Origin of the sequence: Lacipirellula sp. (genome assembly GCF_965279485.1) — a bacterium.
Taxonomy (GTDB): domain Bacteria; phylum Planctomycetota; class Planctomycetia; order Pirellulales; family Lacipirellulaceae; genus Lacipirellula.
On record NZ_CBDIIC010000002.1, the window covers coordinates 1,845,004 to 1,860,327 of the forward strand.

A 15,324-nucleotide genomic window follows, 5' to 3' on the forward strand; every position below is an offset into this window, starting at 1 on the left:
GATTTAGGATTGCTGATTGATGATGATGCTGGCGAGGTGGAGACGACCTCTTCAAATCAGAAATCATCAATCAGCAATCATAAATCCGTTGTGGTTTGCTCCGGCGGGTCGTTGACCCGCGGCTACCAAGCAAGGCAAACCCTATTCCGCAAATAGCGGCCGGTCGCTGTCGCCGTTTCCGCGGCCATGTCGAGCGCCGTTAATGACCGCGTCGGGCGTCGCCCCCAAATGCTCGTACCCCTTCGCGGTCAGCTTCCGCCCGCGCGGCGTCCGAACGACCAACTCCGAGCGAAGCAGAAACGGCTCGACTTCGTCGGTGAGCGTGTCGACCGCCAGGTTGAGCGTGTGGGCAATCGCTTCGACGCCCGCCGGACCGCCGTGGAAGACGCGGAGGATTGTCTCCATATACTTCCGATCTTGCGGGTCGAGCCCCAGCGGATCGACGCCGAGCATGCCGAGCGCGGCCTCGGCCACCGGCAGCGTGATCTTGCCCGTCGCCTTCGTCGTCGCGTAGTCGCGGACCCAGCGGAGGCGGTTGTTCGTAATGCGCGGCGTGCCGCGACTGCAGATGGCAATCTTCAGCGCCGCTTCGTCGTCGATCTCCACCCGCAGCTTGCGGGCGTTGCGGCGAATGATCTCAGTGAGTTCCTCGTGCGAGTAGAAGTCGAGATGTTCGCGCACCTGGAACCGATCGCGCAGCGGCGCCGACAGCAAGCCGCTTCGCGTCGTGGCGCCAATGATCGTGAACGGCCGCAGCGCCATGTTCACCGTGCGCGCGCTTACCCCTTCGCCGAGCGTGATGTCGATGCGAAAGTCTTCCATCGCCGGGTACATGAACTCTTCCACCGCTTTGGGCAGGCGGTGGATTTCGTCGATGAACAGCACCGACCCTTCCTGGGCGTTCGTCAGGTACGGCAGCAAATCCTTCGGCGCACTAAGGGCGGCGCCGCTGGCGATTTGCAGCGGCACGTCGAGCGCCCGCGGAATGCAGGTGGCGAAGGTCGTCTTGCCGAGGCCCGGCGGTCCGTCGAGCAAAATGTGCCCCAGCGTCTCCTGCCGAATGCGAGCGGCGTCGACGGCGATCATCAGCCGCTCGTACACCTCGCGCTGGCCAACCATGTCCTCCATCCGCTGCGGACGGAGAACTTGATCGTCCTCGCGGCCAAGCGGAGTGAATCCCGAGGGCTCGTCGGGTTCAAAGGCATCGTCACTAGAAATAATCGGCTCGCGCGACATGAAGCACAGCTAAAGGGCAGAGGAATGAATTCAAAAGTCGATAACAAGCAGCGAGCAAGCGAGCAAGCGAGCCGGGGCGTCCCCGCCCCCGGCGCTTGTGAACTTTCTGAACACTTGTACGCTACTACTGGTGGTACTATACCCGAATCCAACGGGAGAAGTGAACCGCGAAACAGCGGCCCAATGCACGCACCAGGGCGGAACGATGGCTGAGATCGTCTGGCGAAACTACCTACGCACGAAGACCCGCAATCCGCGATTTTTGTGGAAGATGGTGATCTCGATCCTCGCCATCGGCGTGGTCGCCGGCCTCGCGGTCGACGCCTACGTGCCAGCATGGATCAACTTGAAAGCAATGAAGCAAGAGGAAGAGGTCAAGCCAGAGCCGACGCCGCAGAGCCGCGCCTACGACGAGATCGAGCGGCTGGCAGACGCGGGCGACTGGCAAACCGTCTGGTGGGCTATTCCCCCTTACATGGTTTTGGGTTGGGAGCAATGGGGCACCACCGGGCTGGGCGTGTTGACCGGCGTCTGCTGGCTGGCGTTTGTAATGCAGGCCATTCAGATTCGCAGCTTCCGAGATTATCGGCTCTGGTTCCCGCCGCTGGGCCTGCTGCTCGGAGTGGCGAGCATTTGGCCGACGCTCTTTCTGATCATGTGGCAAGAACGCGAGTGGGGGCTTGTCGATGCCGACGACTTCGCGGGAGGGATTCGCTACTTCACGCTCGGCGTCGGCTTGCGCGAAGAACTCTCGAAGTTCCTCTGCTTTCTGCCATTTCTCCCTTGGCTCGTTTACCGCCGCGATCAACTGGCCGCGCTGCTCGTGGCAGGCTCGGTCGGGCTGGGGTTCGCGATGGAGGAGAACGTCGGCTACATCTGGAGCAGCATGGCCAGCGGCACGCTGAGCCGCCTAATGATGCCGGCGCCCGCGCACATGGCGCTCACCGGACTGGTCGGGTTAGCCGCTTATCGCGCGTGCGTCTGGCCGAAAGAGTGCGGCTTGCAATTCATTGCCGTGTTTGGCGTGATCGTATTGGCGCACGGCCTGTACGACTCGCTGTTGATGCCCATCTTCAAAGACATTGCGATCGCCGCGCCAGCGATCTTTCTGCTGCTAGTCTTCCAGTTCTTCCGCGAGTTGCGGCCGCTGCAGGCACTGCGCGTGGAGCCAATCAGCCTGACCGCAAACTTTTTGTTCTGCGTCTCAACAGTCGCCGCGGCGACGTTCGTTTATTTGTGCGCGGCCGTCGGCTGGAAAGACGCCGGCGACGTGCTGGTGATGGGAATCGTCGCCCAGAGCGTGATGGTCTACCTCTTCCTCCGCGAAATGCCGGAGACGATGGTGACGGTGTGAGGCAGCCGCGGGTCAACGACCCGCCGGAGCGGTGACGCAAACCGGCATGCACCCACAGCATGCAGCAAGAGAAAATCGCGCCGCATCGAATGCCAACGGCGTTCCATCATCCAGCCCAGGGTTGATCGCGTCAGCGATCTACCCTGGGTTACTGAACGCAGCGCATCACAACCCTGAAGGGGTTGCAGCGCCCAGCGAACACCGCTCCGGCGGGTCGTTGACCCGCGGCTACTGCGTTATCCCGCTGCGGTGTGTTCGCGTTGACCAACGCCGCTGCCCACCGGCGGCAGCGAATCGAGAAACTCGCCCAGCGCCTTGTAATATTCATCCGGCTGCGGCGCGCTGTGGCTTCCCTCTTCCACGACGAAGAACGTCTTTTGCGCCGTCGTCGCCGCGTCGAACAGCTTCTTCCCCATCTCGAACGGCACCACCTCATCGGCCGTGCCGTGGCTTTGAAACAGCGGGCCGCGATAAGTGACGATCCGCTCAATCGACGGGTAGCGATTCCTCATCACCCACCGCACCGGCAACCAGGGGAAGTGATACGCGGCCGTTTCGACCATGTCGGCAAACGTTCGCTCAAGCACCATGCCGCGCACCGGATGCTCCGACGCCAGCCCCACCGCCACGGCCCCGCCGAGCGAGCGGCCGTACACGACGATATCGCTCGGCGCCACGCCGGCCCGTTTCGCGAGCACCAACTGCGCGGCCCGCGCGTCGGCGAGCAGGTTGCTCTCGTGCGGCCGGCCGACGCTCTTGCCGTAACCGCGATAGTCCCAGGCGAAGATGCTCACATCGGTTCGATCGTGCAGCTTCTCCAGCAGCGGCCGCAACTCGGCGACGTTCTCGCCGTTGCCGTGGCAGAACAGCACGACCGCTTTGGGATGCGGATGCGGCACATACCAGCCGTGGAGCTTCGCGCCATCGGCCCCGCTGAACTCGATGTCCTCGTGCTCGAAATCGGCGGCGACCCAATCGCCCTCGCGGGCGCTCGGAGCGGGATAGACGAGCCAGCGTTCCACGAGGCTGAGCATAACCACCACCGCCAGGTACGAGAAAAGGAGCGGCAGCACGACGCGACGCACGCGGCGGACGGCCTTCGCCATGGTCGGCGATATCTCCATTTTAGTCCCTGAAGCGGCTGGGGCGAGTTTTTGTTACCCGGTGGGGCGTCCGTGGTCAGTGGTCCGTTGTCAGTTGCGGGAAAACGCCAAGATTTCTCCAGCGACTGACAACGGACCACGGACAACTGACACTTAGCCGTTCTGCCGCTGCTCGTACACAGCCCGCAGCATTTCGTCGACGTCCTTGTACTTCTTCTTACGGCCGAGGGCGTCATCGAGCAATTTGCGGGCGTCCGCTTCGCTGTGGCCGAGGGCCCGCAACGCATCGAACGTTTCGCTCAGCACGTCGCGCTCGGTTGCCGTGTCGGCCGGCAGGTCGCGGCCAACCAGCAGGGCGAACTTCGGCACTTTGCGCCGCAACTTCGCAATGACCCGCTCCGCCGTCGCCGGGCCGATGCCGGGCAAGGCCGCGAGTCCCTTCGCATCTTGATCTTCGATCAACGCGGCCACTTCTTGGACAGGTCGCACCATCGACCGCAGCGCTTTTTTCACGCCGACGCCGTCGACCTGGCAAAACAGCTCGAAAAACTCCCGCTCAATCGGGTTGAGAAACCCCACGAGCCGCGGCGTGAGCCGGCTCGCCATCTGGTTCCCTTCCAGATATTCAATCGTGTGCAAACTCGTCTGCTGCCCAATCGACGCCTGCAACTGCCGGCGCGTGAACTCGGGAATTAGCACTTCATATTCAAAAGCGCCAACGGCCAGCGTCAGCACGTCGCCCATCACAGAAATCGGCACACCGGTAATCTTGGTAATCATCAGCAGTCGCAAAAAAGTAGCCGCGGGTCAACGACCCGCCGGAGCAGTAATAGCTTGATTTGGAACACGCCCGTTGCACGCGAGCTCATCATCCTAGCGGCCTGGGGACCGTTGTCGGCGTCACCACGACATCCAGCCGCAGCCCCCCCGCCGACGCCGTCGACGAGTAGACATGGCACAACGCAATCGCCAGCGCATCGGCCACGTCCGCCGGTTCCGGTAGCGTCGACAGCCGCAATTCTCGCTGCACGGCCAGCTGCATCTGCGACTTCGGCGCGCGGCCGTTGTCGGTTAGAGCTTTCTTCACCTGCGTCGCCGCGTAATCGTGCACGTCGATCCCCGCCTGCGCCGCCGCCAGCACAATCACCCCGCGGGCGTGCCCCATGAGAATCGCCGTCGTCGGCCGATCGTAGTGGGCATAGATCTTTTCAAGCGCCAGCGCGTGCGGCTTGAGCGACGCAATCACGTCGGAAACGCCGTCATGAATCTCACGGACCCGCGCAGTGAGCGAACCCTTCGTCTTGCCGCGCACGACGCCGGCTTCGACGAGCCGCACCCGCCGATTGACGATCTCCAGCACCCCGTAACCGGTGGTGTTGAGGCCAGGATCGATGCCGAGGATGCGCATGGGACGTTGCTGCTGACGAAATACAGGCTCAGAGTAATTTCTTAAACTCGTCGATCGTAAGCCCAGCGTCGCGCACGATGTTGCCCATCGTGATCGCATTGATTGGGTTGTGGCGCGGAATGGTCAACACCCGCAGGCCGTCGGTCATCACGATATGCTTGCCCTGCCGAGCAATGTAGAACCCGGCCTTTTCTAAGGCGCGCACCGCGTTGAGGTGGTTGACGCCTGGAAGCTTCGGCACGTTTAGGCCCCAATTTCGACTTCACGAACAATTTGTTCGCGACTCAGGTCGTCGACAACTTCGAGATACTCGCGGAGAGCGTCGGTGATATTGTTGAGGGCGTCCTGCTCATCGACTCCCTGCGAGTGACAACCCGGTAGTCCGGGCACCGAGACCGCAAAGCCTTCTTCCGACGGTTGCAGGATCACTTTGTATCGCATGAAACTTTCTCCGTGGGCCGTGCGCATTAACGGGCGTGTGGCAATCGGCTAGCCGCCCCAATTATATCACCCTCGGCTCCACTCCGTCCCCCCAGCGCGATCTTCCAGGACAATCCCCGCCTCTTTCAAACGATCGCGAATCGCATCGCTCGTCGCAAAATCCTTGTTCTTGCGAACCGTTTGCCGCAGCTCGATCAGCATCGCCATCACCTTGTCGACGGCGCCGTCGCCGCCGCCGGTCCACTCAGCGCCGCTGGTACGATCTTCGATCTTGATCCCCGCGGGGGCCAGCCCGTCGCGAATCGCGTCGGCCATCGCAAAGTTCTTCGCCGCGCGGGCGTTCGCCCGCAGGTCGATCACCAGCGGCATCACCTTGCCGAGCGTCTCGTCGCTGCCGCCGGCAGCCACCGCCGGCGCCTTCTGGAAGATACCGAGGATGTTCGCCAGTTCCTTGATCGTTGCCATCAGCAGCGTCAGGTCGCCGATCGTGGCGTTGTCTGCGCCGCCGTTCTCCAGGTTCTTTTCATCGCAGTAGCGGTTCGCAATCTTCGCAAGTTCGAACAACTCGCCAATGGCGCCGCCGGTATTAAAGTCGTCGTCCATCGCGGTGATGAACCGCGCCTTGCACGCCGCCGCGGCGTCGAGCGTTTCATTGCCGGTCGACTGCACATCGCCCTCGGTCCGATGAGCGCGGGCCTGCAGATGATAAAAATCGCCCTTCGTAATGCGGTGGTAACGCTTGAACAACCGGTAGAACGATTCGAGACCGATCGCCGCCTCTTCGATCGCCTCTTCGCTGAACAGCACCGTGCTGCGGTAGTGCGTCCGCAGCAGGAAGAAGCGAATCCGCTCGCCGCCTTGTTTGGCGATGAGCGTCGCCAAACCGCCGGCGCCCTTCGAACGGCTCATCTTGCCGCTCACTTGCTCCTCAGCCGGCGCCTCGGCCGCATCGCCGGTCCGCTCGGCACGGCCGCCGATCTTGCCGGCGTTCGCATCGCGCCGCAGCAACCCGTTGTGAGCCCAGTACGTGGCGAAGGTCTTGCCGTGGCAGCATTCGCTCTGAGCGATTTCGTTTTCATGATGCGGGAACACGAGGTCGAGCCCGCCGCCGTGGATGTCGAACGTCTCGCCCAGCAGCTTCTTGCTCATCGCCGAGCACTCGATATGCCACCCCGGCCGGCCCTTCGCCCACGGACTGTCCCACGCCGGTTCGCCCGGCTTGGCGCTCTTCCACAACGCGAAGTCGGCCGCACTCCGCTTCCGATCGGCCCCGCCGCCGCCGTCGCCCTGCACTTGGTCGAGCGTGCGGTTCGACAGCTTGCCATACTCGCGATCCTTCGCGACGTCGAAGTACACGTCGCCCGCCGATTCGTACGCATATCCGTTGTCGATGAGCGACTGGATGATCGCGATGATCTCGTCCATGCACTCGGTCGCCCGCGGGAAGTGATCGATCTGATCGACTCCCAGCGCCGACAGGTTGCCGTTGTAGTCGGCAATGTTTTCCTCGGCTACGTCGAGCATCGAGATGCCGCGCTCGTTCGCCTTATTAATCAGCTTGTCGTCGACGTCGGTGATGTTCACCACCCACGTGACGTCGTAGCCGCAGTACTTCAGGTAACGCTTGATGCAATCGAAAATTACCGGCCCGACCATGTGGCCGATGTGGGCCTTGTCGTACACCGTCGGCCCGCAGAGGTAGACGCCGACCTTGCCCGCCTGCACGGTGCGGAACGGTTCCTTCTTCTTCGAGAGCGTGTTGTAAACCGTCAGCGTCGGATGCGGAGCCGAAAGTTCGCCAGCCGGCGACTGCGTAGAAGCGGAAGCACTCATGGAATTATGTCAGTTGTCCAAGGTCAGTAGTCAGTTGTGTCGTAGCCGCGGGTCAACGACCCGCCGGAGCGGCGATAGTTCAGCTCCACCGCGCTCACGCCCCAATCCTCTCCAGCAGCACCACGCACCGCGCCTCAATCAGCTCCTCCAGCCCCACCGGCCCCACTCCCTCGCCGGTCTTCGCCTTCACATTGACCTGACTCGGCTCGACGCCGAGGATCGCGGCCACGCGATCGACGATCGCGGCTTTGTGGGGGGAAAGCTTAGGGCGCTGGGCGTGGACTACCGCATCGAGGTTCGCCAGCCGATAGCCGGCGGAGACGACGCGGTCGTAAGCCAATCGCAGCATGTCGGCCGAGTCGCGGCCGCGGTTCACTTCCTCCGTGTTCGGGAACAAGACGCCGATATCGGGCAGTCCCGCGGCGCCGAGCAAGGCGTCGGTCACGGCATGCAGCAACACGTCGGCGTCGCTATGCCCCACCGCATGCCGATCGTGCGGCACGTCGAGGCCCCCCAGCCGCAGCGGTCCGCCGGGCGCGAGGCGATGGGAATCCTCTCCCAGTCCGATCCGTGGTTGGTTTGCGTGAATTGCCTAGGCTCCCTCCGCGCGGATTATAGCGGAGAGGGCAATCCGCGGCCTATAGGACATCCGCCGACCAGCAGCCGCGAGTCAACGACCCGCCGGAGCAGTGATCGAAACAGCTAACGCCCCCACGCGATTCATCCCAGCACCGAACGCCAACGGCGTTCCGTCATCCAGCCCGGGGTTGATTGCAGCAGCAATCTACCCCGGGTCGCCCCAACGATTTCGGCCCTCAACCCTGCAGGGGTTGCATCCGAGGCGATCGAAACGGTGCGACTACCGATAAGCCGCTCCGGCGGGTCGTTGACCCGCGGCTACTCCGCCCGTTTCGGCGGCCCCTGCCGGAAGCTGATCGCCAGCCGATTCCACGCATTCATCGCCCCAATAATCAGCGTCAGGTCGACGACCTCCTTCTCTTCGAAGTGCCGCCGCACCTCCGCGAACGCCTCGTCCGGTACGCCCGTCTGCGCGACGAGCGTTACCGACTCGGCCCACGCCAGCGCCGCCCGTTCGCGGTCGTCGTACAAGTCGGTCTCGCGCCACACCGGCAAGCAGTCGAGTCGCTGCTGCCCCTCCCCCGCCGCCCGCGCCTCGCGCGAGTGCATGTCGACGCAATACGCACAGCCGTTGATCTGCGAGGTCCGCAGTTCCACCAGCGCCCGCAGCCGCGGCGAGATCGCCGTCGATTGGATGTAGGGCCGCGTCGCCGCCAGCGCCTTCACCGCGTCAGGGGCCACGCGGGCGTAATCAAGTCGCTTCGACATCTCGCCGTCTCCCGCTAAATATCCACTTCCTTGGCAGCAAATCGCACTTGCCGCTCCGTTGCCGATTTGTAAGGCAATTTAAAAAAATTTTCCGCCCAAACCGCAGCTACCCGCAACCCGCTCGCGGTGAGCCGCAACGCCGCGTCTGCCGCGGCATTGACGACATAAAGCATCGCCAATCATCGAGTTACGCATCGTAGCCGGCAAAATCGTCACGCCCAAATCTCCTCTTTCGCAACCTGAGCGTGGAGAGCCACGTTGACCGCACCACTTGAACCGCCTCGCCGTACGACTAATTTAACCTGTTCGGGTCACCACAGATGCACACCTTTTGATGATGAGTTGAGTAGTCTAATGAAGAGCACCAGTCTGATGTCCTCCCTCCTGCGGGCCCGCTCGGCCGCCCGCGCCGGCGCTGCCGGCCTCCTCGTTTTGGCCCTCGGCGTCTCCTCCGCGAGCGCCAGCCTGCTCGGCACGGCCGGCCAATACGGCGAATTCATCCTTGGCAACTCGACCCGTTCGAACGTCGACGCCCAGGGCAAAGTCGCCGTCGGCGGCATTGTCAACTTCAACAACTTCACGGTCGCCAGCCAACAAGCCACGAACACGACGAACCTCGTCGTCGGCGGCACGCTGAGCGCCAATTCCGCCTCGGTGAAGGGTCACATCGTCACCGGCGGCAACGCCACCTACACCACGCCCACGGTCAACGGCAACTTCAGCTCGAACGGCAGCCTCACGTTCGGCAGCGGCGGCACGGTCAACGGCAACGTCCGCTACGGCACGACCTTCAACCAAAACGGCGCCACGATCAGCGGCACGATCACCGGCCCCGTCGCCACGCCCGTTCCGGTTGATTTCGCCGCCGAAGGCGCCTACCTGACGGCCCTCTCGGCCGCCCAAGTGAACCCGGCCGACCCGACGCCGACGTTCCAGTTCAGCCAGATGTTCATCACCGCCGGCGCTGGCGCCAACTACTACAACCTCACCGGCGCCCAGATCGCCGGCTCGCCGGGCGGATTCAACATCAGCGCCCCGGCCGGCGCCACGGTCATCCTGAACGTCTCCGGCTCGGGCTTCACGATCCCCAACACGGGCTTCAACCTGAGCGGCGGCATCACCGTCGCCAACCTGCTCTGGAACTTCTACGACGCCACGTCGTTCACGATCCAAGGCAGCGCCGCCGGCACGTTCCTCGCCCCGAAGGCGGCCATCTCGACCTCGTTCGGCGGCTTCAACGGCAACCTGATTGCCGCCTCGCTGACCGGCAGCATCGAGACCCACACGATGAACGGCGGCGGCGGCGTGCCGACGTTCTTCGACGGCCCCCTCCGCCCGATTCCGGTCCCGGAACCCGCCACGGCTGGTCTACTCAGCATCGCCGCGGTCGCGGGCGTCGCACTCCTCCGTCGCCGCCGTGCTGCCTAAGGGCAGACATGATCGCGAGTTGGTGAACGTCGACGTTCACGCGAATTCCCCGGGCGAGGCCGTCCCAACGGCCTCGCCCATTTTCTTGCGCTCAGGCAAAGCTCCTCACCACTGCGGACTGGTCGCTTAAGCGACCAGTCCAATGCGGCCCCCACCAACCAACGCCCCGCCCTTCGCGCAAAACTGCAAATTTTTGTGTCGAAACTGGGCCACCTCATTTGCTAGGCTTCACGTTGCCTCTCACTACAGAGCAGATGGTGCTAGGCCAGATCTCCGCCCAATCGGGCGACGCGACCGCCTGCTCACCCCTTCGCTCTTTGACAATCAACTCCGCCACGCCGCCCGTCGATGCAACCTGGCCGGGTAGCCCCGCACATGTCATGTCGCCCCTGATGTCGCCTCCAATGCGACATCAGGGGCGACGCCGATGCTGTAACACCATCTGAGACAAACACTTAGTCGCCATTCCTTAGTGTCGCCTAAAATCGCGATTTGCTCTTCGACCCACCCGATACGACATCCCAGCCACAGCCGGCAGGCCCCCTCTCCGCCACTGACGACTGACGACGGACAACTGACGCCCCACGCCATTGACCACCCGGCCGGCCCCCTGTACCTTGAGCGATTCGACTTACTTTCCTGGCCCCTCACCGGGCAACTGGATCCTTACCGGCTCCCTTTGCGGAGCACCTGCCATGGCCGTCCCCAAGCGTAAACACTCCAACTCCCGCACCGGCAAGCGTCGCTCGCACCACGGTTTGAAGCCGAAGCAGCTTCAATCGTGCCCCAAGTGCGCCACCCCGCAGCCGAGCCACGTCGTCTGCCCGAACTGTGGCCACTACATGGGCCGCACGATGGTCGAGACCGGGGAGTAAGGGAAGCCAGCCGGCTTCGGACTTCAGGCAGCAGGCAATTAAGAATCGAGCCTTTCGCTTCTGAAGCCTGCGGCCCGCTGCCTGTAGCCTCATGAAAACTGCTTTTCTCTTTCCCGGACAGGGTGCCCAAACCGTCGGCATGGGCGCGGAGCTCGCCGCCACGCTTCCGGCTGCTCGCGAGCTGTTCGATCGCTCCGCCGCGATCCTCGGTTACGACCTGCTCAAGCTCTGCGCCGAAGGCCCAGCCGAGCAACTCAACGCCACCGAGTTCAGCCAGCCAGCCCTCTTCGCCTGCAGCCTCGCAGCGCTCGAAAAGTTCCGCGCTGAGCAGCCGCAGATCATCGACGAGTGCGCCGCCACCGCCGGCCTCAGCCTTGGCGAGTACACCGCCCTGGTCTTCGCCGGAGCGATGGACTTCGAGACCGGCCTCCGCCTGGTGCAAGAGCGCGGCCGTGCGATGCAAGCCGCCGCCGACCTCACGCCGAGCGGCATGGTCAGCATCCTCGGCATGGAACGCGACCGTATCGAGGATCTCTGCAGCGAAGCCCGCAATGGCGACGTCCTGCAAGTGGCCAACCTGCTCTGCCCCGGCAACATCGTCGTCTCCGGCGGCCGCGAGGCCTGCAGCCGCGTCGCTCAGCTGGCCGAAGCCGCCGGCGCCATGAAGGTGATTCCGCTCACCGTCGCCGGCGCGTTCCACACGCCGCTGATGCAGCCCGCCTACGATCGCCTCGCGAAAGCTGTTGCCGACGCCGAGATCAAATCGCCCCGCATCCCGGTCATTTCGAACGTCGACGCCGAAGCCCACAGCGACCCCGCCGAGATCCGCCAGCTGCTCGTGAAGCAGCTCGTGAGCCCTGTGCAGTGGGAACAATCGATGCGCAACCTGCTCGGCCCGCACGGCGTCGAGCGAGCCTACGAAATCGGCCCCGGCCGCGTGCTGACCGGCCTGATGAAACGAATCGAACGCAAGTTCCCCTGCGAGAACGTGGCGGCTTAGAAGCGAATGCGAAGAGTCTCTCGCAGAGGCGCAAAGGCGCAGAGAAAACAATTCAGAGTGAAGACCAAATCACAGGAGAGGAAAGCAAGCCATCGCAGATCGCCGCTAACCGCAAATCATTAGCAGCCATTAGCGATCGAGAGTTCTCCCCTCTGCGTCTCCGCGCCTCTGCGAGAGACCAAAAAAACACAATCAGAAAAACGACCAAGGCGCCCAACATGGCAGACACCCCCTCGCGTCGCATTCAAGTTGACCTCTCCGGCCAAGTCGCCCTCGTGACCGGCGCTTCGCGCGGCATTGGCAAGGCGATCGCCATCGCTCTCGGCAAGGCTGGCGCCACCGTCGCATGCCTCGCTCGCAACGAAGAGAAGCTCAAGGAGACCGCCGCTGAGATCACTGCCGCCGGCGGCAAGGCCTCGATCCATTCGTGCGATGTGACGAACTCCGACGCCGCTCAGGCCTCGGTCGACGCCGTCGTCGAACAGCATGGCCGCCTCGACATCGTCGTGAACAACGCCGGCATCACCAAGGACACGCTCTTGCCGATCATGAGCGACGACGACTGGGATCAGGTGATCGCCGCCAACCTGCGGTCGGTCTTCCTGTTCAGCCGCGCCGCCGCCAAGGTGATGATGCGGCAACGGTCGGGCCGGATCATCAACATGTCGAGCGTCTCGGGCCTCGTGGGCAACCCGGGCCAGTCCAACTACTCGGCGTCGAAGGCGGGCATCATCGGCTTCACGCAAACCGTGGCCCGCGAACTCGCCAAGCGGAAGATCACCGTCAACGCGATTTGCCCCGGCTTCATCGCCACCGACATGGCCGAGGCCCTCGGCCCGGCGATCATCGACGAGGTGAAGAAGCGGATCCCGGCCCAGCGGATCGGCGAGGCCGACGAGGTGGCCGACGCGGTCCTGTACCTGTCGAGCGACTCGGCCAGCTACATCACTGGCCAGGTGATCACGGTCGACGGCGGCATGACCGCGTAGAGGCCCTGTTTGCGGCAGTTTGCGTCGTTTCCCCAGACCGGGGACGACCTGGACAGCCCCCCGACGAGACGTTATATCTTGACCTCCTTCGCAAGCCCCCTCTATCTTACAGGGCTTGCAAGGACAGCAGCGGAACCAGCCGGCACGCCGGCACCCCCGCACTAGCAGTACAAAGCAAAACGGATTTTGAGGAGCCTCGCGATCGTCCTAGACGACGCCGTTTCCCCAAATCAAGACATATAGAATCAACTGGAATTTGTAGGGAGGAACTTCAGCGTGGCTTCGATCATGGAACGCGTAACGGATATCGTCTCCGAGCAACTCGGCGTCGATAAGGACAAGATCACCGCTGAAACGTCGTTCGTGAACGACCTGGGCGCCGACTCGCTCGACACCGTCGAGCTCGTGATGGAACTCGAGGAAGAGTTCGACATCAACATCCCGGACGACGCCGCTGAGAAGATCCAAACGGTCGGCCAGGCGGTCGCATTCATCGAGCAGAACTCGAAGAGCTAGCTGGCGGCAGGTTTGTGCGGATCGCTGGGGGCAGACTGACGTTGGCCCAAACGGTCCGACGCGCCGATAATATCAGCAGCGTCACCGCCGCAGCGACGAGGGCCTGAGCCTCGACTCGGTCGCTGCTTCGACTGAACTCCAGGCTCAGAATCCGTACTCCCCACGAAGCGATGAAACGACGAGTCGTTGTCACAGGCATGGGCGCCGTTACCTCCCTCAGCTGCAAAGTTGAGGAGCTCTGGAAGCGCATTCTTGAGGGGCAAAGCGGCATTCACACCCTCCAGTGCTTCGACACTGCCGACTACAAAGTGAAGTTCGGCGGCGACGTGCATGACTGGACGACCGACGGCTACGTCGATGCGAAGGACGCGAAGCGAGTCGATCGCTTCACGCAGTTCGCGCTCGTCGCCGCGATCGACGCCGTCGCGCAGTCGGGACTCGACTTCTCGAAGGAAGATCCCTACATGTGCGGAGCCATCATTGGCTCCGGCATCGGCGGGCTCAACGAGATCGAAGAGCAAGAGCGTCGGCTGATCCTCAAAGGCCCGGACCGCGTTAGCGCGTTCACCATCCCGAAGCTGATGCTGAACGCCGCGAGCGGTCAGATCTCGATCCGCTTCGGCCTCCGTGGCCCGAACTACGCCATCGCTACCGCCTGTGCCAGCGCGACCAACGCGATGGGCGACGCGTTCAAGGCAATCCAATACGGCGACGCCGACGTCATGGTCACCGGCGGCGCCGAAGCGGCCATCACGCCCATCGGCGTGAGCGGCTTCTCGAACATGCGAGCCCTCTCGGAACGGAACGACGACCCCGCTCGTGCGAGCCGGCCGTTCGATTCCGATCGCGACGGCTTCGTCCTCTCCGAAGGCGCGGGCATCCTCGTCTTCGAAGAACTCGAACACGCTAAGGCTCGCGGCGCGAAGATCTTCGGCGAAGTCCTCGGCTACGGCGCCAGCGCCGACGCCGGGCACATCACCCAGCCCGATGAAAACGGCACCGGCGCCGCTCGCGCGATGAGCAACGCCCTCCGCGATGCGAAACTCGATCCGACCGCCATCGACTACATCAACGCCCACGGCACCAGCACCCCGCTTGGCGATAAGGCCGAGACGGTGGCCGTGAAGCGCGTCTTCGAAGATCAAGCCTTCAAGCTCAACGTCTCCAGCACAAAGAGCCAACTCGGCCACTTGCTAGGAGCGAGCGGCGGCGTCGAGCTCATCTTCTCGCTGCTGGCTCTCCGCGATCAGGTCTGCCCGCCGACGATCAACCTCGACAACCCTGATCCGGCTTGCGATCTCAACTATACCGCCAAGGTTCCTCAACAGCGCAAAATCAATGCGGTGATGAGCAACAGCTTCGGCTTCGGCGGCCACAATGCCACGATTATCGCCGGGCTTTTGAAGTAGTTGCGGGAATTCGTAGGCCGTCGCGGTTCTGGAAGACGTTTCTGGAACGACCTTGCGACGAATCGGTTTGACCTGGTACGAGTGCGACCTAGAGTTGCACAGCTCAAGACGTACCGCAGGTGATCGATACGATGTCTCTCCCGAATACGAACGTTGGCGCTTTTGACGCCAGGACCCGCTTCTTCGAACTCCTCGAACTGATCGAGGCCGGCGAAGAAGTGACCATCATGCGGCACGGCAAGGCCGTCGCCCGCATCGTCCCGCCGACGATCGCCGCCACGCCGAAGCCCCGCAAAGAGCGGACGAGCAGCGTGTCGATGCCGAATCTCTCGCGCTATGCCGAATTGGCTCTGAGCTAAGACGCAGAGTCGCGCGTGCCTCACCG

The 15,324-nt window shown here is 63.2% G+C and carries 18 protein-coding genes; 8 read left to right on the forward strand and 10 right to left on the reverse strand.

What is annotated here, in order from left to right:
• Positions 1-141: 141 nt before the first annotated feature.
• Positions 142-1,236, reverse strand: coding sequence for a Holliday junction branch migration DNA helicase RuvB (ruvB, locus tag ACQY7R_RS15030; protein ID WP_428306404.1), 1,095 nt, complete (start codon positions 1,234-1,236; stop codon positions 142-144).
• Positions 1,237-1,441: 205 nt separating this feature from the next.
• Here ruvB and ACQY7R_RS15035 point away from each other — a divergent pair, with 205 nt between their 5' ends.
• Positions 1,442-2,590, forward strand: a complete 1,149-nt coding sequence (locus ACQY7R_RS15035) for a PrsW family glutamic-type intramembrane protease (RefSeq protein WP_428306405.1) — start codon at positions 1,442-1,444, stop codon at positions 2,588-2,590.
• A gap of 236 nt (positions 2,591-2,826) precedes the next feature.
• On the opposite strand, the gene ACQY7R_RS15040 is transcribed toward ACQY7R_RS15035, so the two are convergent.
• The 9 genes from ACQY7R_RS15040 to ACQY7R_RS15080 all read right to left on the reverse strand — a co-directional run bounded on the left by ACQY7R_RS15040 (position 2,827) and on the right by ACQY7R_RS15080 (position 8,895).
• Entirely contained in the window at positions 2,827-3,696 is an 870-nt protein-coding gene (locus ACQY7R_RS15040; protein WP_428306406.1) for an alpha/beta hydrolase, read from the reverse strand.
• A 150-nt stretch (positions 3,697-3,846) separates the two neighbouring features.
• Positions 3,847-4,473 (reverse strand): Holliday junction branch migration protein RuvA, encoded by a 627-nt coding sequence (gene ruvA, locus ACQY7R_RS15045; RefSeq protein ID WP_428306407.1) that lies wholly within the window; start codon positions 4,471-4,473, stop codon positions 3,847-3,849.
• 88 nt (positions 4,474-4,561) lie between these two features.
• A complete protein-coding gene (gene ruvC / locus ACQY7R_RS15050) occupies positions 4,562-5,101 on the reverse strand; it encodes a crossover junction endodeoxyribonuclease RuvC (RefSeq protein ID WP_428306408.1) in 540 nt (179 codons plus the stop codon).
• 28 nt (positions 5,102-5,129) lie between these two features.
• On the reverse strand, positions 5,130-5,342 hold the full coding sequence (locus tag ACQY7R_RS15055; protein WP_428306409.1) for a type II toxin-antitoxin system HicA family toxin: 213 nt from the start codon (positions 5,340-5,342) through the stop codon (positions 5,130-5,132).
• Positions 5,343-5,344: 2 nt separating this feature from the next.
• Positions 5,345-5,542, reverse strand: coding sequence for a type II toxin-antitoxin system HicB family antitoxin (locus ACQY7R_RS15060; protein ID WP_428306410.1), 198 nt, complete (start codon positions 5,540-5,542; stop codon positions 5,345-5,347).
• A gap of 66 nt (positions 5,543-5,608) precedes the next feature.
• Positions 5,609-7,375, reverse strand: coding sequence for a cysteine--tRNA ligase (gene cysS / locus ACQY7R_RS15065; protein ID WP_428306411.1), 1,767 nt, complete (start codon positions 7,373-7,375; stop codon positions 5,609-5,611).
• A 94-nt stretch (positions 7,376-7,469) separates the two neighbouring features.
• The gene (gene ispF / locus ACQY7R_RS15070) at positions 7,470-7,964 is read right to left on the reverse strand and encodes a 2-C-methyl-D-erythritol 2,4-cyclodiphosphate synthase (RefSeq protein ID WP_428308900.1); all 495 of its coding nucleotides are present in this window, start codon (positions 7,962-7,964) and stop codon (positions 7,470-7,472) included.
• Between the two features lie 308 nt (positions 7,965-8,272).
• Positions 8,273-8,722 (reverse strand): carboxymuconolactone decarboxylase family protein, encoded by a 450-nt coding sequence (locus tag ACQY7R_RS15075; RefSeq protein WP_428306412.1) that lies wholly within the window; start codon positions 8,720-8,722, stop codon positions 8,273-8,275.
• A 14-nt stretch (positions 8,723-8,736) separates the two neighbouring features.
• Entirely contained in the window at positions 8,737-8,895 is a 159-nt protein-coding gene (locus ACQY7R_RS15080; RefSeq protein ID WP_428306413.1) for a hypothetical protein, read from the reverse strand.
• Between the two features lie 181 nt (positions 8,896-9,076).
• On the opposite strand from ACQY7R_RS15080, the gene ACQY7R_RS15085 reads away from it, so the two are divergent.
• The 7 genes from ACQY7R_RS15085 to ACQY7R_RS15115 all read left to right on the forward strand — a co-directional run bounded on the left by ACQY7R_RS15085 (position 9,077) and on the right by ACQY7R_RS15115 (position 15,298).
• A complete protein-coding gene (locus ACQY7R_RS15085) occupies positions 9,077-10,150 on the forward strand; it encodes a choice-of-anchor A family protein (RefSeq protein ID WP_428306414.1) in 1,074 nt (357 codons plus the stop codon).
• Between the two features lie 695 nt (positions 10,151-10,845).
• Entirely contained in the window at positions 10,846-11,025 is a 180-nt protein-coding gene (gene rpmF, locus ACQY7R_RS15090) for a 50S ribosomal protein L32 (RefSeq protein WP_152100833.1), read from the forward strand.
• A 91-nt stretch (positions 11,026-11,116) separates the two neighbouring features.
• Positions 11,117-12,025 carry an ACP S-malonyltransferase gene (gene fabD, locus ACQY7R_RS15095; RefSeq protein ID WP_428306415.1) on the forward strand — a complete coding sequence of 303 codons (909 nt, stop codon included), beginning with the start codon at positions 11,117-11,119 and terminating at the stop codon, positions 12,023-12,025.
• A gap of 218 nt (positions 12,026-12,243) precedes the next feature.
• On the forward strand, positions 12,244-13,014 hold the full coding sequence (gene fabG, locus ACQY7R_RS15100; RefSeq protein ID WP_428306416.1) for a 3-oxoacyl-[acyl-carrier-protein] reductase: 771 nt from the start codon (positions 12,244-12,246) through the stop codon (positions 13,012-13,014).
• 276 nt (positions 13,015-13,290) lie between these two features.
• On the forward strand, positions 13,291-13,530 hold the full coding sequence (locus tag ACQY7R_RS15105) for an acyl carrier protein (RefSeq protein WP_152100835.1): 240 nt from the start codon (positions 13,291-13,293) through the stop codon (positions 13,528-13,530).
• Positions 13,531-13,700: 170 nt separating this feature from the next.
• Positions 13,701-14,939, forward strand: a complete 1,239-nt coding sequence (gene fabF, locus ACQY7R_RS15110; protein WP_428306417.1) for a beta-ketoacyl-ACP synthase II — start codon at positions 13,701-13,703, stop codon at positions 14,937-14,939.
• Positions 14,940-15,070: 131 nt separating this feature from the next.
• Positions 15,071-15,298, forward strand: coding sequence for a type II toxin-antitoxin system Phd/YefM family antitoxin (locus ACQY7R_RS15115; protein WP_428306418.1), 228 nt, complete (start codon positions 15,071-15,073; stop codon positions 15,296-15,298).
• Positions 15,299-15,324: the final 26 nt, after the last annotated feature.